Origin of the sequence: Saccharothrix saharensis (assembly GCF_006716745.1) — a bacterium.
Lineage (GTDB): Bacteria > Actinomycetota > Actinomycetes > Mycobacteriales > Pseudonocardiaceae > Actinosynnema > Actinosynnema saharense.
The window spans coordinates 5,239,981-5,264,638 of sequence record NZ_VFPP01000001.1; the positions used below are offsets into that span (position 1 = coordinate 5,239,981).

General features: G+C 73.1%; 26 protein-coding genes. 22 read left to right on the forward strand and 4 right to left on the reverse strand.

All coding sequences use genetic code 11. From position 1 onward, the window contains the following. Window positions 1-117 precede the first annotated feature (117 nt). Together FHX81_RS23330 and FHX81_RS23335 are read left to right on the forward strand one after the other, a co-directional pair. A complete protein-coding gene (locus FHX81_RS23330) occupies window positions 118-354 on the forward strand; it encodes a hypothetical protein (protein WP_141980171.1) in 237 nt (78 codons plus the stop codon). 117 nt (window positions 355-471) lie between these two features. After that, the gene (locus FHX81_RS23335) at window positions 472-1,218 is read left to right on the forward strand and encodes a phosphoglyceromutase (RefSeq protein ID WP_141980172.1); all 747 of its coding nucleotides are present in this window, start codon (window positions 472-474) and stop codon (window positions 1,216-1,218) included. Here FHX81_RS23335 and FHX81_RS23340 read toward each other — a convergent pair. Then, window positions 1,215-1,862: a helix-turn-helix domain-containing protein gene (locus FHX81_RS23340; protein WP_170232145.1), complete on the reverse strand. Its 648-nt coding sequence runs from the start codon at window positions 1,860-1,862 to the stop codon at window positions 1,215-1,217. The genes FHX81_RS23335 and FHX81_RS23340 overlap by 4 nt on opposite strands. Window positions 1,863-1,899: 37 nt before the next feature. Between FHX81_RS23340 and FHX81_RS23345 the strand changes: the two genes are divergently transcribed. The 13 genes from FHX81_RS23345 to FHX81_RS23405 all read left to right on the forward strand — a co-directional run bounded on the left by FHX81_RS23345 (window position 1,900) and on the right by FHX81_RS23405 (window position 13,360). Next, a complete protein-coding gene (locus tag FHX81_RS23345) occupies window positions 1,900-2,733 on the forward strand; it encodes an oxidoreductase (RefSeq protein ID WP_246107947.1) in 834 nt (277 codons plus the stop codon). 108 nt (window positions 2,734-2,841) lie between these two features. Further along, window positions 2,842-4,041 carry a sensor histidine kinase gene (locus FHX81_RS23350; RefSeq protein ID WP_141980173.1) on the forward strand — a complete coding sequence of 400 codons (1,200 nt, stop codon included), beginning with the start codon at window positions 2,842-2,844 and terminating at the stop codon, window positions 4,039-4,041. Next, complete coding sequence (locus FHX81_RS23355) at window positions 4,038-4,718, forward strand: response regulator transcription factor (protein WP_141980174.1); 681 nt, start codon at window positions 4,038-4,040, stop codon at window positions 4,716-4,718. The genes FHX81_RS23350 and FHX81_RS23355 overlap by 4 nt, the downstream gene beginning before the upstream one ends. A gap of 27 nt (window positions 4,719-4,745) precedes the next feature. Continuing rightward, window positions 4,746-5,756, forward strand: coding sequence for a Ppx/GppA family phosphatase (locus FHX81_RS23360; protein WP_141980175.1), 1,011 nt, complete (start codon window positions 4,746-4,748; stop codon window positions 5,754-5,756). After that, a complete protein-coding gene (locus tag FHX81_RS40710) occupies window positions 5,756-6,994 on the forward strand; it encodes a hypothetical protein (protein WP_170232146.1) in 1,239 nt (412 codons plus the stop codon). The genes FHX81_RS23360 and FHX81_RS40710 overlap by 1 nt, the downstream gene beginning before the upstream one ends. Then, window positions 6,991-7,776 carry a sugar phosphate isomerase/epimerase family protein gene (locus FHX81_RS23370; RefSeq protein WP_141980176.1) on the forward strand — a complete coding sequence of 262 codons (786 nt, stop codon included), beginning with the start codon at window positions 6,991-6,993 and terminating at the stop codon, window positions 7,774-7,776. Before FHX81_RS40710 ends, FHX81_RS23370 begins: the two co-directional genes overlap by 4 nt. Before the next feature lie 149 nt (window positions 7,777-7,925). Then, window positions 7,926-8,846, forward strand: a complete 921-nt coding sequence (locus tag FHX81_RS23375; RefSeq protein ID WP_141980177.1) for a proline dehydrogenase family protein — start codon at window positions 7,926-7,928, stop codon at window positions 8,844-8,846. Window positions 8,847-8,854: 8 nt separating this feature from the next. Then, on the forward strand, window positions 8,855-9,661 hold the full coding sequence (locus tag FHX81_RS23380) for a thioesterase family protein (RefSeq protein ID WP_141980178.1): 807 nt from the start codon (window positions 8,855-8,857) through the stop codon (window positions 9,659-9,661). A gap of 49 nt (window positions 9,662-9,710) precedes the next feature. Next, window positions 9,711-10,523, forward strand: a complete 813-nt coding sequence (proC, locus tag FHX81_RS23385; RefSeq protein WP_141980179.1) for a pyrroline-5-carboxylate reductase — start codon at window positions 9,711-9,713, stop codon at window positions 10,521-10,523. Between the two features lie 120 nt (window positions 10,524-10,643). Next, the gene (locus tag FHX81_RS23390; protein ID WP_053722699.1) at window positions 10,644-10,847 is read left to right on the forward strand and encodes a helix-turn-helix domain-containing protein; all 204 of its coding nucleotides are present in this window, start codon (window positions 10,644-10,646) and stop codon (window positions 10,845-10,847) included. Between the two features lie 121 nt (window positions 10,848-10,968). Next, window positions 10,969-11,070 carry a 30S ribosomal protein bS22 gene (locus tag FHX81_RS23395; protein ID WP_015105422.1) on the forward strand — a complete coding sequence of 34 codons (102 nt, stop codon included), beginning with the start codon at window positions 10,969-10,971 and terminating at the stop codon, window positions 11,068-11,070. A 231-nt stretch (window positions 11,071-11,301) separates the two neighbouring features. Then, window positions 11,302-12,339, forward strand: coding sequence for an NAD-dependent epimerase/dehydratase family protein (locus FHX81_RS23400; RefSeq protein WP_141980180.1), 1,038 nt, complete (start codon window positions 11,302-11,304; stop codon window positions 12,337-12,339). Between the two features lie 19 nt (window positions 12,340-12,358). Further along, a complete protein-coding gene (locus FHX81_RS23405) occupies window positions 12,359-13,360 on the forward strand; it encodes a lysophospholipid acyltransferase family protein (protein WP_211363548.1) in 1,002 nt (333 codons plus the stop codon). A 93-nt stretch (window positions 13,361-13,453) separates the two neighbouring features. Here the strand turns inward: FHX81_RS23405 and FHX81_RS23410 are convergent, their stop codons facing one another. The 3 genes from FHX81_RS23410 to FHX81_RS23420 all read right to left on the reverse strand — a co-directional run bounded on the left by FHX81_RS23410 (window position 13,454) and on the right by FHX81_RS23420 (window position 16,226). Next, on the reverse strand, window positions 13,454-14,341 hold the full coding sequence (locus FHX81_RS23410) for an HAD family hydrolase (RefSeq protein WP_141980181.1): 888 nt from the start codon (window positions 14,339-14,341) through the stop codon (window positions 13,454-13,456). A 39-nt stretch (window positions 14,342-14,380) separates the two neighbouring features. Next, window positions 14,381-15,469, reverse strand: coding sequence for a DUF5667 domain-containing protein (locus FHX81_RS23415; RefSeq protein ID WP_141980182.1), 1,089 nt, complete (start codon window positions 15,467-15,469; stop codon window positions 14,381-14,383). A 103-nt stretch (window positions 15,470-15,572) separates the two neighbouring features. Next, window positions 15,573-16,226 (reverse strand): sigma-70 family RNA polymerase sigma factor, encoded by a 654-nt coding sequence (locus FHX81_RS23420; protein WP_141980183.1) that lies wholly within the window; start codon window positions 16,224-16,226, stop codon window positions 15,573-15,575. Window positions 16,227-16,397: 171 nt separating this feature from the next. Here FHX81_RS23420 and FHX81_RS23425 point away from each other — a divergent pair, with 171 nt between their 5' ends. The 7 genes from FHX81_RS23425 to FHX81_RS23455 all read left to right on the forward strand — a co-directional run bounded on the left by FHX81_RS23425 (window position 16,398) and on the right by FHX81_RS23455 (window position 24,441). After that, window positions 16,398-17,867, forward strand: a complete 1,470-nt coding sequence (locus FHX81_RS23425; RefSeq protein ID WP_141980184.1) for an AMP-binding protein — start codon at window positions 16,398-16,400, stop codon at window positions 17,865-17,867. Between the two features lie 5 nt (window positions 17,868-17,872). After that, on the forward strand, window positions 17,873-18,109 hold the full coding sequence (locus FHX81_RS23430) for a glutaredoxin family protein (RefSeq protein ID WP_211363549.1): 237 nt from the start codon (window positions 17,873-17,875) through the stop codon (window positions 18,107-18,109). A gap of 63 nt (window positions 18,110-18,172) precedes the next feature. Continuing rightward, window positions 18,173-19,672 carry a molybdopterin-dependent oxidoreductase gene (locus tag FHX81_RS23435; protein ID WP_141980185.1) on the forward strand — a complete coding sequence of 500 codons (1,500 nt, stop codon included), beginning with the start codon at window positions 18,173-18,175 and terminating at the stop codon, window positions 19,670-19,672. A gap of 153 nt (window positions 19,673-19,825) precedes the next feature. Beyond that, a complete protein-coding gene (locus tag FHX81_RS23440; protein WP_141980186.1) occupies window positions 19,826-20,596 on the forward strand; it encodes a redox-sensing transcriptional repressor Rex in 771 nt (256 codons plus the stop codon). 37 nt (window positions 20,597-20,633) lie between these two features. Continuing rightward, window positions 20,634-21,956: a glutamyl-tRNA reductase gene (locus FHX81_RS23445; RefSeq protein WP_141980187.1), complete on the forward strand. Its 1,323-nt coding sequence runs from the start codon at window positions 20,634-20,636 to the stop codon at window positions 21,954-21,956. Further along, window positions 21,953-22,894 carry a hydroxymethylbilane synthase gene (gene hemC / locus FHX81_RS23450; RefSeq protein WP_141980188.1) on the forward strand — a complete coding sequence of 314 codons (942 nt, stop codon included), beginning with the start codon at window positions 21,953-21,955 and terminating at the stop codon, window positions 22,892-22,894. Before FHX81_RS23445 ends, hemC begins: the two co-directional genes overlap by 4 nt. Window positions 22,895-22,908: 14 nt before the next feature. Next, window positions 22,909-24,441: a bifunctional uroporphyrinogen-III C-methyltransferase/uroporphyrinogen-III synthase gene (locus FHX81_RS23455; RefSeq protein ID WP_141980189.1), complete on the forward strand. Its 1,533-nt coding sequence runs from the start codon at window positions 22,909-22,911 to the stop codon at window positions 24,439-24,441. The last annotated feature ends 217 nt before the right edge of the window (window positions 24,442-24,658 follow it).

The window sequence follows — 24,658 nt, forward strand, 5'->3', positions numbered from 1 at the left end:
TTTCTGCGGTCGGGTGTCCCTCGATCGTGTTGATCTCGGCTACTGGGCGAGCCGGTCCGGTCACGCTCCACAACCATGTCGGGTGCGAATCGGAACCACACATCGGAGAACACACGCATGCGCATCCTCGGAAAGCTGGCCGTCGCGGCCGGCGCCACCGCCGTCATCCTGCTCGCCGCACCGGCCGCCAACGCGTCCTCGATGGACGCCGTCCCGCGCACCAGCCCGCTGGCCGCGGTGCAGAAGGTGGTCGGCAGCGTGCTCGGCGGCGTGACCAGTGGGCTCGGCGGTGGCGCGCTCGGTGGCGCGACCGGCGGGCTCGGTGGCGGCGCGCTCGGCGGTCTCGGCGGCTGATCCAGGCTTCGGGTCGGGCCCTTCGGCGGCCCGACCCGGCCGCCGTCGGCTGCACCGATCAAGATCACACCTACCACCGGCGTTCGGCGCGCCGGACCATCTGGCAGGCTGACGCCCATGGCTGTCGGAACCCTGGTGTTGCTCCGCCACGGCGAGAGCGTCTGGAACGCGGAGAACCTGTTCACCGGCTGGGTGGACGTCCCCCTCTCGGAGAAGGGCGTGCACGAGGCGAAGCGCGGCGGCGTGCTGCTGCGCGAAGCGGGTGTGCTGCCCGAGGTGGTGCACACGTCGCTGCTGCGGCGGGCCATCGGCACCGCCAACCTCGCCCTCGACGCGGCCGACCGGCACTGGATCCCGGTGCGCCGGGACTGGCGGCTCAACGAGCGCCACTACGGCGCGCTGCAGGGCAAGAACAAGAAGCAGACGCTGGAGGAGTTCGGCGAGGAGCAGTTCATGCTCTGGCGCCGCTCCTACGACACCCCGCCGCCGCCGATCGAGCCCGGCACCGAGTTCAGCCAGGACAGCGACCCGCGCTACGCCGACCTGGGGCCCGACCTGCCGCTCACCGAGTGCCTGCTGGACGTGGTCAAGCGGATGATCCCGTACTGGGAGTCCGCCATCGTGCCGGACCTGCGCACGGGCCGGACCGTCCTGGTCGCCGCGCACGGCAACTCGCTGCGCGCCCTGGTCAAGCACCTCGACGGCATCTCGGACGAGGCGATCGCCGGCCTGAACATCCCCACCGGCATCCCGCTGCGCTACGACCTGGACGACGAGCTGAAGCCGATCAAGCCGGGCGGCGAGTACCTCGACCCCGAGGCGGCCGCGGACGCCATCAAGGCCGTGGCCAACCAGGGTCGCTAGACCAACCCCAGCTCGCGGGCGCGCGCTCCGGCCTGGAACCGGGAGGACGCGCCCAGAGCGGCCATCAGCTCCGCCACGCGGCGGCGGTACGTGCGCAGGGACACGCCCAGCGCGCGTGCCGCCGTCTCGTCCGTCCATCCCTCGTTCAACGCGTCCAGCACCCCCGGCGCGAACGCCCGCAGCTCGGACATCTCCGCGTCGTGCACGGCCAGCTCGGTGCCCGCGCGCCACGCCGCCTCGAACAGCGACGTGATCCCGTGCACCACCTCGGGCTGCGTGATCACGCTGTAGCTGCGCGCGCCGTGCGACTCGTCCCCCGCCAGGATCACCACCCGGCCGTCCAGCACGATCGTCTCGTTCACGTCGTGCGCGCTGACCCGCACGTCCGCGCCGTGGTCGGCCATGTGCCGCGCGTGGTCGGCCCACCTCGCGTCGAGCAGCGTGCTCAACCGGAACAGCTTGCGCACCCGCAGTCCCGGCGGGTGCTGCGCGATGCCGGTGCGGGGGTGGGTGCCCATCCAGGTGCGCAGCGCGTTCGCCGCGCACAGCAGCTCGGTCCTGGTCGCCGCGAACAGGTGCGCCGTCCGCTCGAACAGCTCCGCCTCGCCGCGCACCACGGTCACCGTCTCCACGTCCACGAGCATGGCAGCAACCTGCCAATCCACGCGGGCGTGATCGCTGATGGCGATCGTGGACACCATGCTGAACCTCAACCGCGTCGGGTACGGCGCCATGCAGCTCGCGGGCAAGCACGTCTTCGGGCCGCCCGCCGACCCGGAGAACGCCAAGGCCGTGCTGCGCCGCGCCGTCGAGCTGGGCGTGGACCACATCGACACGAGCGACTTCTACGGCCCGCACGTGGTCAACGAGCTGATCAAGGCCGCGCTCCACCCGTACCCGGAGCACCTGGCCATCGTCACCAAGGTCGGCTACCGGCGCACCCCGGACGGCGACTGGGTGACCGCCCGGGAGCCGGGGCAGTTGCGCGACGCCGTGCACGACAACCTGCGCCGGCTCGGCCTGGAGCGGTTGGACGTGGTCAACCTCCGCGTCGGCGGCGCGGACGACCCCGGGTCGGTCGAGGAGCCGTTCACCGTGCTCGCCGAGCTGCGCGAGCAGGGCCTGGTCCGCGACCTCGGCCTGAGCAACGTCCGCGGGCACCACCTGGACCAGGCCCTGTCGATCGCGCCCGTGGTGTGCGTGCAGAACCTCTACAACGTCGCCGAGCGCCGGGACGACGAGCTGCTCGACCGCACCACCGCGGAGGGCATCGCCTACGTGCCGTTCTTCCCGCTGGGGGGCTTCACGCCGCTGCAGCACGCGACCCTGGGCGAGGTCGCCGCGCGGCACGGCGCGACCGAGCGCCAGGTCGCCCTGGCGTGGCTGCTGCACCGCGCGCCGAACGTGCTCCTCATCCCCGGCACGTCCTCCACCCGTCACCTGGAGGAGAACCTGGCGTCGGCGGATCTGCACCTGTCCGAACACGACCTGACTCAATTGGACACGATTGGGTGAACGCCGGTCGTCTGCCGGGAAAACATCGGTCCCGGACGGTGTCGCGGGAGTCACGAACCACGCGTGAGCTCTAGGCCGTACCCCGGCTGACCTGCTTACGATGCGCTCGTGACCGCAACGGGTTACCTCGTCCTGTCGATCGGCGCTCTGCTGATCGGCGGCACCGCGTTTCTCGTCGGACGGGTCACCGCCCGCCGCCGCGAAACGCGTCCCAAGGGCCTCACCGTCGCCGACCTGATGGCCATGGTCGTCCACTCGTCCCCCGACGGCCTCGTCGTGCTCAACGGCTTCGGGGACGTCGTGCTGCACAACGCCCGCGCCGAGGAGCTGGGCGTGGTGCGCAACAACCGGGTGGACGACCGGGCCCGGCGCGCCGCCGAGATGGCCCGCTCCGACGGCGGCGTCATCGCGGTCGACCTGTCGTCGCTGGAGGTCATCAAGGGCCGCCAGCCGCAGGCGGTGCACGCCACCGTCAAGGTGCTGACCGAGGGCTTCGTGGTGGTGGACGCCTCCGACGAGTCGGAGTCGGTGCGGCTGGAGGCGACCCGGCGCGACTTCGTGGCCAACGTCAGCCACGAGCTGAAGACCCCGGTCGGCGCGCTCGCGCTGCTGGCCGAGGCGGTGCTGGACGCCGCGGACGACCAGGAGGAGGTCCGCCGGTTCAGCGCCAAGATCATGCAGGAGGCCACCCGGCTGGGCACCCTGGTCACCGAGCTGATCGCGCTCTCGCGCCTGCAGGGCGCGGAGAAGCTGCCGGAGCTCAGCCGGGTCGAGGTCGACGTGGTCATCGACGAGGCGATGGGCCGGTCGCGGCTGGCCGCCGAGTCCGCGGGCATCGGGATCACCACCGACGAGCCGAGCGGCCTCGAGGTGGAGGGCGACCGGACGCTGCTGGTCACCGCGTTGAGCAACCTGCTCGACAACGCGGTCGCGTACTCGCCGCCGGGCAGCCCCGTGTCGGTCAGCCGCAAGCTCGTGGACGGCTTCGTCGAGATCGCCGTCACCGACCGCGGCATCGGCATCGCCGAGGACCAGCAGACCCGCGTGTTCGAGCGCTTCTACCGGGTCGACAAGGCCCGCTCGCGCGCCACCGGCGGTACCGGGCTCGGCCTCGCCATCGTCAAGCACGTCGCCAACAACCACGGCGGCGAGGTGAAGCTGTGGAGCCTGCCGGGCACCGGCTCCACGTTCACGCTGCGCATCCCGGCTCATCCCGATCAGGACGAGCCCACCCAGGACCTGACCAAGCAGGAGCTGGCGAGCCCCGTGCCGAGCGGCACGGGCGGCAACCACGGAGGAGAGCTGTGACCAGGGTGCTCATCGTGGAGGACGAGGAGTCCTTCTCCGATCCGCTCGCCTTCCTGCTGCGCAAGGAGGGTTTCACCGCGGCGCTCGCGGCCAACGGCCAGGACGCGCTGGAGGAGTTCGACCGCAACGGCGCCGACATCGTGCTGCTCGACCTCATGCTGCCCGGGATGAGCGGCACGGACGTCTGCAAGCAGCTCCGCGCGCGCTCGGCCGTGCCGGTGATCATGGTCACCGCGCGGGACAGCGAGATCGACAAGGTCGTCGGGCTGGAGCTGGGCGCGGACGACTACGTCACCAAGCCGTACTCCGCCCGCGAGCTGATCGCCCGCATCCGCGCCGTGCTGCGCCGCGGCGGCGAGTCCGAGGAGCTGCTGCCGCAGGTCCTGGAGGCCGGGCCGGTGCGGATGGACGTCGAGCGGCACGTGGTGACCGTGGACGGCGCCGAGGTGAGCCTGCCGCTCAAGGAGTTCGACCTGTTGGAGTACCTGCTGCGCAACGTCGGCCGGGTGTTGACCCGCGGCCAACTGATCGACCGGGTGTGGGGCGCGGACTACGTCGGGGACACCAAAACCCTGGACGTGCACGTCAAGCGGCTGCGGTCGAAGATCGAGCCCGACCCGTCGACCCCGCGCTACCTCGTCACCGTGCGCGGACTGGGATACAAGTTCGAATCCTGATCATCCCGACCAGGTACGGTGCACCGCGTGCGCCTCGGGGTGCTTGATGTCGGGTCCAACACCGTCCACCTCTTGGTGGTGGACGCTCATCGGGGTGCCCACCCGACGCCGATGAGCTCGGAGAAGTCCGTGCTGCGCCTCGCGGAGCAGCTCGACGGCTCCGGGACGCTCGGCCGCGAGGGTGCCGACCAGCTCGTGCGCGCCGTCGCCGCGTCCAAGGCGGCGGCGCAGCGGCTGGGCTGCGAGGACCTCATGGCGTTCGCCACGTCGGCGGTGCGCGAGGCGGGCAACGCCGCCGAGGTGCTGGACCGGGTGCGCGCCGAGACCGGCGTCGACCTGCGGGTGCTGACCGGCGAGGACGAGGCGCGGTACACGTTCCTCGCGGTGCGCCGCTGGTACGGCTGGTCGGCGGGCCGGCTGCTGTGCCTGGACATCGGCGGCGGGTCGCTGGAGCTGGCGGTCGGCGTGGACGAGGAGCCGGAGGGGGCGTTCTCCGTGCCGCTGGGCGCGGGCAGGCTGACCCGGACCCGGTTCCGCCACGACCCGCCGACCCGGTCCGAGGTGCGCGAGACCACCGAGTGGCTGGCCGAGCAGCTTGCGCCGGTGGCGAAGAAGATCCGCCGAGTGGGGGCCCCCGATCGGGTGGTCGCGACGTCGAAGACGTTCCGCACGCTGGCGAGGTTGACCGGCGCGGCGCCGTCGTCGGCCGGTCCGCGCGCGCGGCGCGTGCTCACCGACGCGGGCCTGCGGCAGCTCATCGCGTTCATCTCCCGGATGTCCGCGGCCGACCTGGCCGAGCTCGAAGGGGTGAGCGCCAGCCGGGCTCACCAGCTGGTGGCGGGTGCTCTGGTGGCGGAGGCCACGATGCGAGCCCTGTCACTGGACGAGCTGGAGATTTGCCCCTGGGCCCTGCGGGAAGGTGTCATCCTGCGTCGGCTGGACCACACTAACGGTTCGGACCTGGACACCCCGCCGGACCGCACCCGCCGGACGGGTGACACTGGACGGACTGGCCGCCACGGGGCACGGTGGAGTTGATGAGTCGAGAGAGCGAGTCGGAGCAGACCCAGCGCACCGTCGCGGAGTTGCTCGCCCAGTACGGCGGGGGCTCCGGCGAGGTGACGCCGCGTCGGCGACGGCGGCGGGCCGAGGAGAACACGGAGACCGGTCCGCAGGCCATCATCGACCGCGTCAACTCCGACAGCGGCCGGCTGCGCGCCATCCGGGACGAGCCCGAGCCGCCGCCCGCCGCGCCGCCGCCCGCCGCGCCGCCGCCCGCCGCGCCGCCGCCGCCCGCGCCGTTGCCCCAGCGGCAGCGTCAGCGCGCCGTGGAGGCCGAGCGCACCGCCTACCAGCCGCCGCCGCCGCTGACCCGGCCGGAGCCGCCCGCGGCGCGCCCGGAACCGCCGCTCTCCCGGCTGGAGCCGCCCGCCTCCCGGCTGGAACCGCCGTCGTCGCGGCTGGAGCCGCCGAAGAAGGCCGAGAGCGGGCGCAGACGGGCCCCCGAGGTGGACCCGGCCGAGGAGACCCGGGTCGTGCCGCCGATCGTGGCCGACTACCAGGGCGAGCCGTCCCGGCCCACCCTGCCGAAACCCCCGGTCGCGCCCGAGCCGCCGCGGACGAACCTGGTGCGGCCCGTGCCGCCCGGCGCGGTGAAGCCGCCGGTCCGCGAGCCGGTGACCGAGGTGATGCCGCGCATCACCGACAAGCTGACGCCGAACGTGCCGCTGGAGTCGCTGCCGACCGAGTCGGTGCTGATCGTGCCGCCCGCGCCGCCGCGGCTGCCCGACCCGCTGCCCGACCAGTCCCCCGAGGACTGGTTCGGCGACGACGACGAGCCCGAAGAGGTGGTGGAGCAGGAGAGCACGGCGTTCCACCCGTACGTCGACCTCGACGAGGAAGACGACGACGACTACCCGCGCCGCGACTTCCAGCGCCGCGACCTGGACGACGACGAGCCCGCGGGGCTCGCCGACCTCGACGACGAGGACGACGAACGGCCCGTCGCCCGCTCCGCCGGCAAGGAGTGGCTGCTCATGATCGGCCAGCTCGCGGCCGGCGTGGTCGGCGGCGCGGCGCTGTGGCTCGGCTTCAACTTCCTGTGGCGCACCGCCGCGCCGGCCGCGCTGGTGGTGGCCCTGGCGGTGACCGTCGGCCTGGTCATGATGGTGCGCAAGATCCGCCGCGCGGACGACCTGCAGACCACCGTCCTGGCCGTGCTGGTCGGGCTGATCGTGACGGTGTCGCCCGCGGCGATGCTGCTGGTGAACAATTGATCCCGGTCGGCCTGTCCACCGCGGCCGTGTGGCCGCAGCCCGCGGGCGCCGCGTTCGAAGCGGCGGCTGAGCTGGGGTACGACGGCGTCGAGCTGATGGTGTGGGCCGACCCGGTGAGCCAGGACGTGCGGGCCGTCGAGCGGCTCTCGAAGCGCTACGGCATGCCGGTGCTGGCCGTGCACGCGCCGTGCCTGCTGATCAGCCAGCGCGTGTGGTCACCGGACCCGGCCGAGCGGCTGCGGCGCAGCGTGCGGGCGGCGTCCGACCTGGGCGCGCGCACGGTCGTGCTGCACCCGCCGTTCGTGTGGCAGCGGCGGTACGCCGAGGGGTTCGCCGACCTGGTGTCGTCGTTGGAGGACGAGAGCGGCGTCGCCATCGCGGTGGAGAACATGTTCCCGGTGCGGCGTCCCCTGGGCCGGGGGCGATCGGTGCAGGTCACGGCGTTCCGACCGTCGATCGACCCGACCGACGTGGGCCACCGCAACTACACGCTGGACCTGTCGCACGCGTCCGCCGCGCACCAGGACACGATGGAGCTGGCCAAGCGCATGGGCGACGGGCTGACCCACGTGCACCTGGCCGACGGCTCCGGCCTGCCCAAGGACGAGCACCTGGTGCCGGGTCGCGGCACCCAGCCGTGCGGCGAGCTGCTGGCCCACCTGACCCGCACGGGCTTCACCGGACAGGTCGTGCTGGAGGTCAACACCCGCCGCGCCCGCACCGCCGCCGAACGCGCCGAACTGCTCTCCGAATCGCTCCTCTTCGCCCGCCTCCACCTCTGACCCCCGCGCGTGTCGAACCCCCAGGACCCGTGAGTCGAACGTCCAGAGCGCGTGAGTCGAACGTCCAGGACCCCTGAATTCAACGCTCAGGTCGACGGTGGGCCAACTCGCGACCGCTCATCCGCCGATCAGCGGCTAGGGTCTTGATCGTGAACCCGGTGCGCACGTTGATCCTCGCCGCCGCGGGCAACGACGCGGTGCGCCGGGTCGTCGCGACCGCACCCGTCAGCCGTGACGTGGTGCGCCGGTTCGTGGCCGGGGAGACCACCGCCGACGCGATCGACGCGGCGGGCCGGCTGATCGGCGACGGCCTGCGCGTCACCCTCGACCACCTCGGCGAGGACACGACCGACCACGACACCGCCGAACGCACCGTGCGCGCGTACCTGGAGCTGCTCGACCAGCTGCACGCCGTCGGCCTCGCCGCGGACGCCGAGGTCAGCGTGAAGCTGTCCGCCGTCGGCCTGCACCTGGGCGAGACGCTCGCCCTGGACAACGCCTCCCGCGTCTGCGCGGCCGCCGAGCAGGCGGGCACCACGGTCACGCTCGACATGGAGGACCACACCACCACCGACGCCACCCTGCGCGTGCTCGCCGAACTGCGCCGCCACTGGCCGTCGGTGGGCGCGGTGCTCCAGGCGTACCTGCGCCGCACGCTGGACGACGTCCGCGACCTCGCCGACACGCGCGTCCGGCTGTGCAAGGGCGCGTACGCCGAACCGCCGTCGGTCGCCTACACCGACCCGCACGAGGTCGACCTGAACTACGTGCGCTGCGCCAACGCCCTGCTGGCCGGCTCCGGCTACCCGATGTTCGCCACCCACGACCCCCGCCTGATCGAGATCGTCGGCGAGCGCGCCCGCTGGTACGGCAAGTCGGTCGAGGACTTCGAGTTCCAGCTGCTCCACGGCGTGCGGCCCGGCGAGCAGCGCCACCTCGCGGCGGAAGGTCACGTGGTGCGCGTCTACGTGCCGTACGGCGACCAGTGGTACGGGTACCTGATGCGCCGGCTCGCCGAACGCCCGGCCAACGTCGCGTTCTTCCTGCGTTCGCTGGTCACCCGCTCGTGAGGAGCCCCGTGTCGTTCTCGGCAGCCAGTGCGGTCCGCCCCCTCGGCGACGGCACGTACACCGCGTCCCTGCCCGCCGAGTGGACGGTCGGGCCCAAGCCGCACGGCGGGTTCCTGCTGGCCGTGGTCGCGCGTGCGGCGGTGGACGGCGCGCGGGCGGCCGTGCCGGGTGCCGACGACCTCGCGCCGCTGGCGGTGAGCGCCCAGTTCCTGCGCGCGCCCGAGGTGGGGCCGGTGCTGGTGCGGACCCAGGTGCGCAAGGCCGGCCGGACGGCGACGGTGGTGACGTCGACGCTGGAGCAGCGCGGGCGCAGCTGCGTGGAGGCGGTGGTGACGGTCGGGCGGATGCCGACGGCCGCGCCGGACTACGTGGACCTGCCCGAGATGCCCGCCGCGCCGCCCGCGAACGCGATCGACCTGGCGTCCATGGGCGCGGGCGGCGTCTACAAGCTGGGTGCGGTGTGCGACGTGCGGTTGGACCAGGAGGGCGCGGGCTTCCTGACCGGGCGGGTGGGCGACCCGCTGGTGCTGCGGCTGTGGGTGCGTCCGCTGGGCGAGCGGCCCGACCCGTACTTCGGGCTGGTGGTCGGGGACATCTCGATGCCGGTGACGTTCAACCTGGGCCGGTTCGGGTGGTCGCCGACGGTGCAGCTGACGGCGTTGCTGCGGGCGAACCCGGCGCCGGGGTGGCTGCGCGTGCGGGTGTCGTGCAGCGCGGTGCACGGCCAGTGGTTCGACGAGGACGCGGTGGTGGTCGACTCGGCCGGGCGGCTGGTGTGCCAGGCGCGGCAGTTGGCGCTGACGCCGGCGACCTGAGCCGGGGACCTGCGGTATTGCCGTTGTGCCACCGTGGCACGCTTGGCGCATGACGACGATCGCCGTGTTGGGTGCAGGCAAGATCGGGGAAGCGCTGCTGTCGGGGCTGCTGCAGGGCGGGCGCGCGGCCGACGAGCTGCTGTTCACCGAGAAGCACCCGGAGCGGGCCGCCGCGCTGACCGAGCGGTACGGGGTGGAGGGCCTGGACGTGCCCGGCGCCGCCCAGCGGGCCGACGTGCTCGTGGTCGCGGTCAAGCCGCAGGACATCGAGCCGCTGCTGGACGAGCTGTCGCCGGTGCTCAAGCCCGGCACGCTGGTGGTGTCGCTGTGCGCGGGCCTGCCGACGGCGCTGTACGAGCGCAGGCTGCCCGACCACACGCCCGTCGTCCGGGTCATGCCGAACACCCCGATGCTCGTCGGCGAGGCGATGAGCGCCATCTCGGCGGGCAGGTACGCCACCGACGAGCACCTGAACCTGGTCGAGGAGCTGCTGACCACGGTCGGCAAGGTGGCCCGCGTGCCGGAGAACCAGCAGGACGCCGTCACCGCGCTGTCCGGCTCCGGCCCCGCCTACTTCTTCTACCTGGTCGAGGCCATGATCGACGCGGGCATCCTGCTCGGCATCCCGCGCGACCTGGCCAGCAGCCTGATCATCCAGTCCGCCGTCGGCGCGGCCACCATGCTCAGCGAGGGCGGCCAGCACCCGACGATCCTGCGCGAAGCCGTCACGTCGCCCGCGGGCACCACCATCATGGCCATCCGGGAGCTGGAGCGGCACGGCGTGCGCGCGGCCATGCTGGCGGCCCTGGAGGCGGCGCGCGACCGTTCGGTGGAACTGGGACGCGCCCACGAGGTGGACTGATACCGCCATTGGCCGTCGCACCAGCCCCACCCGTCCCGTTACCCTCAGGGGAGCACGTGCGTGTCGAACCGTCGGTGGGGAAGCCGACGGCACGACGCGTGTCGAAGGACGCGGTGATCCATGCCTGCGGAGGAGAAGTCGCTCGGTCAAGTCAGATTCATGACGGTCGCCGAGGTCGCGCTGATGATGCGCGTGTCGAAGATGACGGTGTACCGCCTGGTCCACTCCGGTGAGCTGACGGCGGTGCGCGTGGGCAAGTCGTTCAGAGTGCCGGAGAAGGCGGTCCACGAGTACCTGCGGAACGCCTACTTCGACGCCGGGTGAGGGCCCGTGCGGGCGGGCGGGTAAACTCATAGGCCGTTCGTGCCTGGTGTCGGCGCGCCCACTTGACGGGTGTCTCCACCAGCGCGTGGAGACCCCGACGTCTAGTAGTGAAGGAACCCGCATGGGCTCGGTCATCAAGAAGCGCCGCAAGCGCATGTCGAAGAAGAAGCACCGCAAGCTGCTGCGCAAGACGCGGGTCCAGCGCAGGAAGCGCGGCAAGTAGCCCCTGCGGGTTCTCGCACCGCCAGTCCCCGGCCCCCGCGGCCGCGGGACTGGCGGTGTCTTCGTTGGGTGGCGGTGTCGTCGCCGGGCCGGGGCGCCGCCGCATCCCGCCATCCGGGTGATTGTCCGGTAAAGGCTCCGTGACCTGCGTCAAGACGAGGTTCCACGACCGATGGCGCTGCGGGTTCCCGGATAGCATCGTCCGAGTCGCACCCCTCGCACAGGGAGCCGCATGGGGCCCAGGGTCGTTCTCGTCACCGGCTGCAGCCGGTACCTCGGTGGGCACCTCGCCGCGCGCTTCGCGGCGAACCCCGACATCGAGCGCGTGCTCGGCGTGGACACCGAACCGCCGTCACGCGACCTGCTGCGCCGCATGGGCCGCGCCGAGTTCGTGCGCGCCGACATCCGCAACCCCCTCATCGCGAAGGTCATCGCCACCGCGCACGTCGACACGGTCGTGCACGCGTCGGTGACGGCGAACCCGGCCGGTCCGGCCGGGCGGACCGTGATGAAGGAGATGAACGTCATCGGCACGATGCAGCTCCTGGCCGCGTGCCAGAAGTCGCCGCACGTGCGCAAGCTCGTGGTGAAGTCCACCAGCGCGGTCTACGGGTCCAGCTCGCGCGACCCGGCCGTGTTCACCGAGGACATGGGCCCGAAGGACCTGCCGTCGAGCGGGTACGCCAAGGACGCGGTCGAGGTCGAGGGCTACGTGCGCGGGTTCGCCCGCCGCCGGCCGGACGTGGACGTGACCGCGCTGCGGTTCACCAACTTCATCGGCCCGCGCATCGACACGGTGCTGACCAGGTACTTCGCCCTGCCCGTGGTGCCGACGGTGATGGGCTACGACGCCAGGGTGCAGCTGCTGCACTCCGAGGACGCGCTGGCGGTGCTGGAGCGGGCGACGCTGCACGACCTGCCCGGCGTCTACAACGTGGGCGGTGACGGCGTGCTGATGCTGTCGCAGGCCATCCGCCGCGCGGGTCGGATCGCGCTGCCCGTGCCGAGCGCGGCGGTGCCGACGATGGGCCGGTTCTTCCGCGGCGCGCGGCTGGTGGACTTCTCCCCGGACCAGATGAGGTTCCTGAACTGGGGCCGGGTGGTGGACACGACCCTGCTGAAGGAGGAGTTCGGGTTCACGCCGAGGTGGACGACTCAGCAGGCTTTCGACGACTACGTGAGCGGGCGCGCGCTGCGACCGCTCATCGACCCGGAGCTGGTGACGTCGGTCGAGCGGGGTGTGCTCGACCTGGCCGCCAGGTTCCGCTGACGGGCGAGGAGGTGGACGCGTGGCGGAGGCACGGGTGATCCCGCTGCACGGCGCGGACCGGGAGGCTCCGCGACGACGGCGCGCGGCGGTCCGGGCGCCCGGACCGGTTCCCGTGCCCGAACCGCCGTCGCACGCGCCCGAGCCGGAGGACGCCGAGGCGGCGACCCCGGGGGCGCAGGTCGGTTGGGAGCACCGCTTGGCGGAGCTGCTGGCGTTCGCGCGGCGGCGGATCCAGGGCGACTACGAGGTGGACGAGTTCGGCTTCGACCCGGACCTCACCGACAACGTGCTGATGCCGCCGTTGCGGCCGCTGTACGAGAAGTGGTTCCGGGTGGAGACGATCGGCATGCACAACGTGCCGGGCGAGGGCGGCGCGCTGATCGTCGCCAACCACTCGGGCACGCTGCCGCTCGACGCGACCATGACCGCTTTCGCGGTGCGCGCCGACCACCCGAAGCGCCGTCACCTGCGCATGCTCGGCGCGGACCTGGTGTTCAAGACGCCGGTGCTGGGCGCGTTGGCGCGCAAGTCGGGGCAGACGCTGGCCTGCAACCCGGACGCGGAGCGCCTGCTGCGGTCGGGCGAGCTGGTCGGCGTGTGGCCGGAGGGCTTCAAGGGCATCGGCAAGCCGTTCAAGGACCGGTACAAGTTGCAGCGGTTCGGGCGCGGCGGGTTCGTCTCGGCGGCGCTGAACACCGGCGTGCCGATCATCCCGTGCTCGATCGTGGGCGCCGAGGAGATCTACCCCAAGATCGGCGACATCAAGGCGCTGGCCAGGCTGTTCGGCTTTCCCTACTTCCCGGTGACGCCGTTCTTCCCGCTGTTGGGCCCGCTCGGCGCGATCCCGCTGCCGTCGAAGTGGTACATCGAGTTCGGTGAGCCGATCCGGACGGATGTGTACGGCGAGCACGCGGCTGATGACCCGATGCTGGTCTTCAACCTGACGGACCAGGTGCGGGAGACCATCCAGCAGACCCTGTACCGGTTGCTCACGCAGCGGCGGAACGTCTTCCTGGGGTGAGGGAACGGACGGCCGGGCGGTGCGTGCCGGGGTCGTCCCGCTGGTCCGGCCCGCCCGGCGCGGACGCCGGTTGTCGTCCCGGCACCCGGGAGTTCAGCGCGTGCGGCGGCGATAGGCGAGGGTGGCGGCCACCACGCCCGCCAACGCGCCCGCCCCCAGCACGGACGGGACGCCGATCTTCGCCGCCTTGCGGCCCGTGCGGAAGTCGCGGATCTCCCAGCCGCGCTTGCGCGCCGTCTCGCGCAGACCCGAGTCCGGGTTCACGGCGACCGCCGTGCCGACCACCGACAGCATCGGCACGTCGTTCACCGAGTCCGAGTACGCCGTGCAGCGCCGCAGGTCCAAGCCCTCCTTGGCGGCCAGCGCACGGACCGCGTGGGCCTTCGCCCGGCCGTGCAGCAGGTCACCGACCAACCGGCCGGTGTAGATGCCGTCGCGGCTCTCGGACACCGTGCCCAGCGCGCCGGTCAGGCCGAGTCGCCGCGCGATGATCTGGGCCAGCTCGACCGGTGTCGCGGTGACCAGCCACACCCGTTGGCCCGCGTCCAGGTGCATCTGCGCCAACGCCTGCGTGCCGGCCCAGATCCGGTCGGCCATCAGCTCGTCGTAGATCTCCTCGCCGAGCGAGACCAGCTCCGCCACGGACCGGCCGGCCACGAACGACAGGGCCTGCTCCCGGGACGCGGCCACGCTCTGCGGGTCCTCCCGGCCGCCGACCCGGAACTTGAGCTGCTGCCAGGCGAACCCGGCGAGGTCCGAGTTCTTGAAGAACTTGCGCGCCGCGAGTCCGCGGGCGAAGTGGAAGATCGACGCGCCCATCATCATGGTGTTGTCGACGTCGAAGAACGCGGCGGCGGTGAGATCGGTGGGCGCGCTCCCGGACGGCCCGATCGTGAGCGCGGCCTCGGCCGAGGCCTCGCCGGCCAGCGCGGCACGCCGCTCCCGTTCCGCCGAGCCCTCCACCACACGCCTTTTCACCACGTCAGCGCCTCCCGCGGTCCGATGGGGACAGGGTAGCGATCAGCCGCCGAGGCCGGGCAGCGGCAGCGACGGCAGGGTCAACGTGGGCAGCGGCGGCAGCGGGCCGGCGGGTGTGGTGGTCGTCGGCGCGGGCGGGGCCGAGGGCGTCGGGGCGCTCGGCACGCCGCCGCCCGGCGTGCTGGTGGCACCCGGCGCGCTGCCGGCCGTGGTGGGCGCGACGGTGGTGGTCGGCGCGGTCGGGGTCGGCGCGGCGCTGGGCGATGAGCCGGGGTCGACAGGCGGTGCCGCGCACTCCTCCCGCGCGGGCACCGGGCCGACCTGGTCGACCTGCCCCGACGTCACGGACGCGCAGTCGGCCCGGGCGTGCAGCGCGGACGCGCGGTCGGCGATCCGGGTGAGCAGGTCCAGCGACGTGCCCGCGCGCTCGGCGGCCCGGGCGGGCAGCGAGGGGCGCAGGTCGGTCAGCCGGGTCGCCTGCGCGGTGGCCCAGTCGCGCAGGTCCTCGAGGGCGCGCTGATCCGAGTTCGAGCCGAGCGCGGCCAGCACGCGGGAACCGGCCGCGGCGTCGGCGTCGAAGTCGGTCAGCGCGGTCAGGTAGCCGCCGAGCGGACCGCCGCCGGAGTCGCGGTAGCGGTCGACCAGCGTCTCGATCTCGGCCAGGCGCGCGGCGGCGAACTCCAGGCGCTTGTTGCCCTTCGACTCCTCGCCGAAGGTGAGGCCGAGCGAAGCCGACTCGGCGGTGCGCTTGACGCCGTACAGCGCGTCGCCCGGCAGCGCGTCCCGGCTGAGCAGCAGGCTCATCCCGGCCAGCGAGAACAACAGGCACAGCGCCGCGGCGAGGGCGACCGCTAATCGCCCGCGCGCCCCGGTGCGGCGCTCCCGCACGGGTTGGTCGAGCTTGGTGGGCGGCGGCTCGGCCGCGCCGAGGATCCGCGCCCGCATCCGTGCCCTGGCCTCGTCGTCGGGGCCCGCGGTGACTGCGGCTTTCCGCAGCAGCGCCACCACGGCCAGCTCGTCGGCGAACTCCTCGGCCTCGGTCGCGACGGGGTCGGGATGCGCGTCGACGGCGCGGGCGAACTGCTCGCGCTGCCTGTGACGCCATAGCGGCGTGATCCCTCTGCCTACCATCCCGCGTGGCCAACCATCCCGAACCGTTTCGAGCGATCCTGCCCCGGACAACGAACCGGGGCATCCCGGGGTTACGCGGGCGACGGGTGGTGCGACGGTGATCTCACCGCAGCCACGTGGGCAGCAGCTGGGCCAACCGGCGCACCGCTCGGTGCTGCAGGGCCTTGATCGCGCCCTCGTTGCGGCCCATCCTCGCGGCCGTCTCGGCCACGGACAACCCCTGGATGAAGCGCAGGGTGATGCATTCCCGCTGGTCGTCACCCAGTTGGGCGACGCAGCGGAGCAGCTCGGCGTTGGTCGCGTCGGTCAGCACTTCCTGCTCGGGACCGTCGGTGACCTCGCGGTTGTCGGCCAGCTCGGCCGTGGTGACCTCCAGCCGGTAGCGACTGGACTTCACGTGGTCGAAGACGATGTTCCGCGCGATCGTGACGAACCACGCGCCGACGTCGCGGCCCTGGTAGCTGATGGACCCGATGCTGCGCAGCGCGCGGAGGAACGTCTCGCTGGTGACGTCCTCGGCCAGCGTGCGGTCGCCCACCCGGAAGAGCACGTACCGGTAGACCACGTCGACGTACCGGTCGTAGAGCGCGCCGAACGCGTCCGTGTCGCCGCCCTGAGCGGCGCGGACCAGGTTCCACGGCTCGTCGGCCGCGTTGCTCTCCACGCTGTCGATCGTGCTGGACTGCCCTCCCGCGCTCCACCTCGAGCGGAGCGTCCGGATGGTTCGGACGGAGTTCTCGCGTGCCCGTGCGGTCATCGGCTCGCGGCACCTCCACAGGGTCGCCGTGCCGGCAGCATACGTGTTGTTACTCCGTAGTAGGTAGCGGCAACCGGTGTCGACATCACGACGCGGATGGAGGCACTGCGTGACGCCGCCCGCCCGTGACAGACTGCGCTGAGGTCCGCTGTGGTTCACCAGGAGGTCACGTTGACCGCTTCCGCAAGCAACATCGCCGACCTGGTTCGCGCCTCCGCGCACCGTGGACCCAATCACGCTGCCCTGGTCGATGTCACGACTGCGAACAGCTACACCTGGGCCGAGTTCGACGCCGCCGTGGACGGCGAGGCGCACCGGCTCGCCCGAGCGGGCGTGCGACCGGGGGACCGGGTGGTGGTGCGGCTGCCGACCGGTCCCGAGTTCTGCGTCGCGGTGTTCGGCGTGCTGCGCGCGGGCGGCGTGCTGGTGCCCGCCGGGCCGGGCCAGCCGACGCGCGAGCTGCAGCGCCTGGTCGCCGACAGCGGCGCGGAACTGCTCGTCGGCGACGGCGGCGGCGCGGACGTCGAGGTGCTGCCCGCGCCGACGATGGAACCGGGCGAGGAGTTTCCCGCCCTCGGCTCCGGCGAGGACCTGGCCGTGCTCGGCTACACCTCGGGCACGTCCGGTTCGCCGCGCGGCGCGATGCTGTCGCACCGGGCGCTGCTGGCCAACGTCGAGCAGTGCGCGTCGCTGCGCCCCGCGCCGGTGACGGCGGGCGACCGGGTGCTGCTGGCGCTGCCGCTGTTCCACGTCTACGGCCTCGGCCCCGGCCTGCTGCAGGTGGCGGGCGCGGGCGCGACGGCCGTGCTGCTGGAGCGGTTCGACCCGGACCAGGCGTTGACCGCGATCCGCGAGCACCGGGTGACCACGCTGGTCGGCGTGCCGCCGATGTACGCGGCGATCCTGGCCCAGCCCGTCGACCGGCTCCGCGCGGACCTGGCCACGGTCCGCCTGTTCACCTCCGGCGCCGCGCCGCTGGCCGCCGGGCTGCTCGACGCCATGCGCGAGGCGGTCGGCCTCCCCGTCTACGAGGGCTACGGCCTGACCGAGACCGGGCCCGTGCTGACCACGACCCTGGCCGGCGGCGCGCCCAAGCCCGGTTCGGTCGGCCGCGCGCTGCCCGGCGTGCTGGTCCGGCTGGTCGACACCGACGGCCGGCCGCTGGACCTGGACGAGGACGAGCCGGGTACCGGCCTGGTCGCGGCCAAGGGCGACAACCTGTTCAGCGGCTACTGGCCCGACGGCGCGCACGGCCCGGACGCCGAGGGCTGGTTCCGCACCGGTGACGTCGGCTACCTCGACGCCGACGGCGACCTGCACCTGGTGGACCGGGCGGGTGACCTGATCATCGTCAACGGCTTCAACGTCTACCCGCACGAGGTCGAGCAGGTGCTGGCCGAGCTGGCCGGCGTGGCCGAGGCGGCGGCGGTCGGCGTGCCGGACGAGCGGACCGGCGAGTCGGTGAAGGTCGTCGTGGTGCCCGCGGCCGGCGCCGAGCTGACCGAGGACGCGGTGAAGGACCACTGCGCGGGACGGCTGGCGAAGTTCAAGGTGCCGACCGTGGTGGAGTTCGCCGACGCGCTGCCGCATTCGCCGACCGGCAAGCTCGCGCGGGCCCGGCTGCGCCTGCCCCTAACCTGAACGCCGTGAGCCACCACGTCACCTTGATGAGCCGGGTCGACTGCCACGCCTGCGAGCAGGCCAAGGCCGACCTGGAGCGGATCTGCGGCGAGCTGGGCGTGCCGTGGGACGTCCAGGACGTCGACTCGGACCGCGAGCTGCGCGCCGAGTACGGCGACCGGGTGCCGGTGATCCTGGTCGACGGCGAGGAGCACGGGTACTGGTCGGTCGAGGAGGACCGCCTGCGCGCGGCCCTGCGCTGACGACGATTACCGGCCGCTTACGAAATCGGCCGGCCGGGCGGTCGGGGGTGTCGAATCGACGGCATGAACCGCGTGACCGCCGCCCTGGTCGGAGTCCTCGGCGTGGCCGCCGCCCTGGCGGCCGGGCACCTCGTGGCCGGGCTCGTCGGGCCGTCGGCCTCGCCGTTCCTGGCCGTGGGCAACACCGCGATCGACCTCGCGCCCAGGCCGCTGAAGGACTTCGCGGTCCGCGCGTTCGGCACCCACGACAAGCTCGTGCTGCTGCTCGGCATGGCCGCGGTCCTGCTCGGCGCGGCCGTCGCCGCCGGCCTGCTGTCCCGCCGCTCGCCGCTGCCGGGCACGGTCCTGGCCGTCGTCCTCGGCCTGCTCGGCGCGGCCGCCGTGCTCTACCGCCCCGACCTGGGCCAACTGGGCATCCTCGCGCCCGTCGCCGCGCTGGTCGCCGGCGTCGCCGTCTTCCGGTGGCTGCACGCCAAGGCCGCCGGGGCTGCCGACCCCGCCGGCCCCGCCGACAGCCGCCGGGCGTTCCTCGTCGCCTCGGGCGCGACGGGCCTGGCCGCCCTGGTCGGCCAGTTCGCGGGCACCCGGGTCGACGTGGAGGCGTCCCGCCGGGCCGTCGGCGAGCTCAAGCCCGCCTCGCCCGCGCCGCCCCTGCCGCCGAACGCCGACTTCGCCGCCCAGGGCACGCCCACCTTCATCACGCCGAACGCCGACTTCTACCGGATCGACACGGCGCTGAGCGTGCCGCGCGTCCGCGCCGAGGACTGGGTGCTGCGCGTGCACGGCATGGTCGACCGCGAGCTCGTGCTCCGCTACGACGACCTGCGCCGCCGTGACCTGGTCGAACGCACGGTCACGCTGGTCTGCGTGTCCAACGAGGTCGGCGGGCCCCACATCTCCACCGCGAACTTCGTCGGCGTGCCCCTGCGGGACGTCCTGCTCGAAGCGGGCGTCCGCGACGGGGCCGACCAGCTGTTCTCCACCAGCGCGGACCGCTGGACGGCGGGCTCGCCGCTCGACGTCGTGCTGGAGCCCGACCGGGGCGCGCTCATCGCGCTTGGCATGAACGGCGAGCCGCTGCCGCTGGAGCACGGCTTCCCGGCCCGCCTGGTCGTGCCCGGCCTCTACGGCTACGTCTCGGCCACCAAGTGGGTCGTCGACCTGGAGGTGACCACGTTCGACGCGCGTCGGGGCTACTGGCTCGACCGCGGGTGGGCGCGGGAGGCACCGGTCAAGGTGATGTCCCGGATCGACCGGCCGGAGCGCGGGTCGACGGTCCCCGGCCGGGTCGTCGCCACCGGCGTCGCCTGGGCCCAGCCCACGGGCGTCGACAAGGTCGAGGTCCGCGTCGACAACGGCCCGTGGCGGACCGCGACCCTCGCCGACGACGTGAGCGGTTCCACGTGGCGCATGTGGCGGGCCGAGTTCGACCTGCCGCCGGGCGGTCACACGATCGAGGCACGTGCCACGGACCGGGCCGGTGCCACCCAACCGCAGGCCCGCGTGGCGCCCGTCCCGGACGGCGCGACCGGCTGGCACAGCGTCTTCTTCACCGTCGCCTGAGTCACCCGAACGGGTTGGAACCGGAATTCACCCCACGGGTCCAGGGGCCGTCGTCAACTTTGTGCAAGCGTTCACAAGCGGTACGGTGGGTGCATCACTCCGCTGGTGGCGGTACCCGGCGGGTCAGTGCGACGGATGTCGAGGAGTTCCAGCGTGGCGGCTCAGCGGGGCGAGGGTGACGGTGTCGTGACCCGCCCAGGGGAGACCGGTACCGAAGCGCCCGCCGACGTCCGGGAGCGGGCACGCGCGATCCCCGAGGCGGCGGTGGCGCGGCTCGCGGTCTACCTCCGCGTCCTCTCGGGCATGGTCGAGCAGGGCGTGACGACCATCTCCAGCGAGGAGCTGGCCGGCGCGGCCGGCGTCAACTCGGCGAAGCTGCGCAAGGACCTGTCCTACATCGGCTCGTACGGCACGCGCGGCGTCGGCTACGACGTCGAGGTGCTCGTGAGCCACATCGAGCGGATCCTCGGCCTCACCCGCAAGCACTCCGTGGCCGTGGTCGGGATCGGTAATCTTGGTCACGCGCTGGCCAACTACGGCGGTTTCCCCAGCCGGGGTTTCCCGGTCGCCGCGCTGTTCGACATCGACCCGGACCTGACGGGAGTGCCGGTAGGTGGCATACCTGTCAACCACATCGACGACATCACGACCGTCTGCGCCGAGCGCGAGGTCTCGATCGGGGTCATCGCGACGCCGCCGCAGGCAGCTCAGGCCGTCTGCGACCGTTTGGTATCCGCCGGAGTCCAGTGCATCCTGAACTTCGCACCCGTCGTGCTCCAAGTGCCGGACTACGTCGAAGTGCGCAAGGTCGACCTGGCGGTCGAGATGCAGATCCTGTCGTTCCACGTCGCGCGGCGGGCTGACGAGGCCGCCGGTGACGTGGTCAACGGCATCGGTGTGGACGGGGTGGTGATTCGCCCGTGATCGTGCGGGTAGTGAGCCGGTCGGTGGTGACGGCGGTATGAGCGTGCTCGTCGTCGGTCTGTCCCACCGGACCACCCCGGTTCCCGTGCTGGAGCGCGTCGCGGTCGCCGACGCCGACCGCGGCAAGGTCCTCGACCAGCTGCTGACGGCGCCGAGCGTGTCCGAGGCCGTGCTGCTGTCGACCTGCAACCGGGTCGAGGTGTACGCGGTCGTCGAGACGTTCCACGGCGGCATGAACGAGGTCGTCGAGGTGCTCGCCCGCCAGGCCGGCGCCGAGCCCGCCGACCTGTTCGAGCACCTCTACGTGCACTACTCCGCCGCCGCGGTCGAGCACCTGTTCTCCGTGGCCGGCGGCCTGGACTCGATGGTGGTCGGCGAGGCCCAGATCCTGGGCCAGCTGCGCAACTCCTACAACGCCGCCGACGAGCGGGGCGTGGTCGGCCGCACGCTGCACGAGCTGGTCCAGCACGCGCTGCGGGTCGGCAAGCGCGTGCACACCGAGACCGACATCGACCACGCCGGCGCGTCCGTCGTCTCCGAGGCGCTCGCCGACGCCGCGGACGCGCTCGGCGGCCTCGAGGGGCGCACCGCCCTGATCGTCGGCGCGGGCTCCATGGGCGGCCTGGCCGCCGCCCACCTGCGCCGGGCCGGCATCGGCGAGGTCGTCATCGCCAACCGCACCGCCGCCAACGGCGAACGCCTGGCCGCGGCCCTGCGCGCGGACGGCGTGCGGGCCACGTCCACCGGCCTCGACACCCTGACCGACGCGGTCGCCGAGGCGGACGTGCTGTTCGCCTGCACCGGCTCGGTCGGCACGGTCGTCGGTGCCGAGCACATCGGCGACCGCGCACCGGACCGGCCGCTGGTCGTCTGCGACCTCGGCCTGCCCAAGGACGTCGACCCGGCCGCGACGCTGCTCGACGGCGTCCGCGTGGTCGACCTGGAAACCCTCCAGCGCAGGCTGTCCGACGCCCCGACCGGGCAGGGCACGCTGCGCGCGGCGGAGATCGTGGCCGAGGAGGTCCGGGCCTACCTGGCCGGGCAGCGCTCGGCCGGGGTCACCCCCACCGTGACGGCACTGCGCAAGCGCGCCGCCGAGGTCGTGGACGCCGAGCTGCTGCGCCTGGACTCGCGGCTGCCCGAGCTGGACGGCGCGGTCCGCGACGAGCTGGCCAAGACCGTGCGCCGGGTGGTGGACAAGCTCCTGCACACCCCCACCGTGCGGGTGAAGGAGCTGGCCGCGGCGCCCGGCGGTGCCGGTTACGCCGAGGCGCTGCGCGAGCTGTTCGGGCTCGACCCGCAGGCGCCGTCCGCCGTCAGCACCCTCCATTCGACGCAACCCAAAGGTGAGAAGCGGTGAACCGCACCCTGAGGATCGGCACCCGCGGCAGCGCCCTCGCGCTCGCGCAGACCGGCCACGTGGCCGACTCGCTGCGCGAAGCGGGCGCGACCGTGGAGATCGTCACGATCTCCACGCCCGGTGACCGCTCGTCCGCACCCATCGCCGAGATCGGCATCGGGGTGTTCACCTCGGCGCTGCGCGACGCGCTCGCGAACGGCGAGATCGACGTCGCCGTGCACTCGTACAAGGACCTGCCCACGGCGCGCGACCCGCGCCTGTCGCTGGCCGCCGTCCCGCCCCGCGAGGACCCGCGCGACGCGCTGGTCGCCCGTGACGGCCTGACCCTCGGCGAGCTGCCCACCGGCGCGAAGGTGGGCACCGGCTCACCCCGCCGCGCCGCGCAGCTCAATGCCCTCGGACTGGGCATCGAGGTGGTCGCCCTGCGCGGCAACGTCGACTCCCGCATCCGCAAGGTCGCCGACGGCGAACTGGACGCCGTCGTGCTCGCCCGCGCCGGCATCGCCCGCCTCGGCCGCACGGCCGAGATCACCGAGACCTTGGAGCCCATCCAGATGCTCCCCGCGCCCGCTCAGGGCGCCCTCGCAGTGGAGTGCCGGGTCGACGACGTCGACACCGAGCACCTCCTCCAGTCCACTCTGGACGACTCGGCCAGCAGGGCCGCTGTCGCTGCCGAGCGTGCCCTGTTGGCCGCGCTCGAAGCAGGCTGCAGCGCGCCGGTCGGCGCACTGGCCGATGTGGTGGAAGACCTCAGCGATGAAGGGGCCGTGGTTCTCCGCCTGTCCCTGCGCGGGGTCATGGCGACGGAGGACGGCGACCTCCTCCGTGCGTCCGCCACCGGTGACTTGACCGCAGCAGAGGAACTCGGCCGCGCGCTGGCCGCCGAGTTGCTCGACCTCTCCGGCCACGCCACCGCGTCGCCGGCGGGGCGTAGTTGATGGGGAGTGCCCTGATGACCCGCGCACGCAAGACCCCCGGCCGAGTCGCGTTCGTCGGCTCAGGTCCGGGCGACACCGGGCTGCTCACGGTCCGGGCCCGCGACCTGCTCCACAAGGCGGAGCTCGTGGTCACGGACCCGGACGTCCCGGCCGAGGTGGTGGCGCTGGTACCCGACGGCGTCGAGGTGCGACCCGCCGTGGGCGATCCCGCCGACGTCGCGAAGGACCTGGTCGCCGAGGCGAAGAACGGCCACGCCGTCGTCCGCCTGGTGGCCGGCGACCCGCTGACCCTGGACTCCGTGGTCAAGGAGGCGCAGGCCGTCTCCAAGACCACGATCGCGTTCGACGTGGTGCCCGGCGTCCCCGCCGGCACCGCCGTGCCCGCCTACGCGGGCGTCGCGCTGGGCGCCGTCCACACCGAGGCCGACGTCCGCGGCGTGACCGACTGGGCCGGCCTCGCCGCCGCCCCCGGCACGCTCGTCCTGCACGCCACCGGCGGCCACCTGGCCGAAGCCGCGTCCTCCCTGGTGGAGAACGGCGTGGCACCGCAGACCCCGGTCGCGGTGACCTGCGACGGCACCGGCTTCGGCCAGCGCACCGTCGACACCACCCTGGCCTCGCTGGCCGCCGACGCGGGCGACCTGGGCGGCCCGCTGGTCGTCACGGTCGGCCAAGCCGTCGCCGGCCGCCCCAAGCTGTCCTGGTGGGAGTCCCGCGCCCTGTACGGCTGGCGCGTCCTGGTCCCGCGCACCAAGGAGCAGGCCGGCGCGATGAGCGACCGCCTGCACTCCCACGGCGCGATCCCGGTCGAGGTCCCGACCATCTCCGTCGAGCCGCCGCGCAGCCCGGCCCAGATGGAGCGCTCGGTGAAGGGCCTGGTCGACGGCCGCTACCAGTGGGTCGTCTTCACCTCCACCAACGCCGTCCGGGCGGTCTGGGAGAAGTTCCGCGAGTTCGGCCTGGACGCCCGTGCGTTCTCCGGCGTGAAGATCGCGTGCGTCGGCGAGTCGACCGCCGCCAAGGTCCGCGGCTTCGGCATCATCCCGGAGCTGGTGCCGTCCGGCGAGCAGTCCTCCGAGGGCCTCCTCGCGGACTTCCCGCCCTACGACGACATCCTGGACCCGGTGGACCGCGTCCTGCTCCCGCGCGCCGACATCGCCACCGAAACCCTCGCCGCGGGCCTGCGGGAACGCGGCTGGGAGATCGACGACGTCACCGCCTACCGCACCGTCCGCGCCGCCCCGCCGCCCGCGGACACGCGCGAGATGATCAAGTCGGGCGGCTTCGACGCCGTCTGCTTCACCTCGTCCTCCACGGTCCGCAACCTGGTGGGCATCGCGGGCAAGCCGCACACCCGCACCCTGGTGGCGTGCATCGGCCCGCAGACCGCCGAAACGGCCCGCGAGTTCGGCCTCCGCGTCGACGTCCAACCCGAGGACGCCAACGTCCCGGCCCTGGTCGACGCCCTGGCCCAACACGCCGCCCGCCTGCGAGCCGAAGGCGCCCTCCCCCCACCACGCAAGACCAAGCGCCTCCGCCGGTCCTGACCGGAGCCACCAGGCCCCGACGCCGACCACGACGGACCCGGGACCGACCCACCGAGGCCCGATCCGACCTGGGTTCGAGTGCCTTGGGCCGGCCGTAGCCGGCAGGCTCGGCGGGACGCTCTTCCCCGCCGAGCCCGCCGGCTCCGACCAGCCCGGGGTGCTCGTGAGGGCCCCATGTCACACCGAGCCGGACTTGCCCTAACGCAGCACCAGGGAG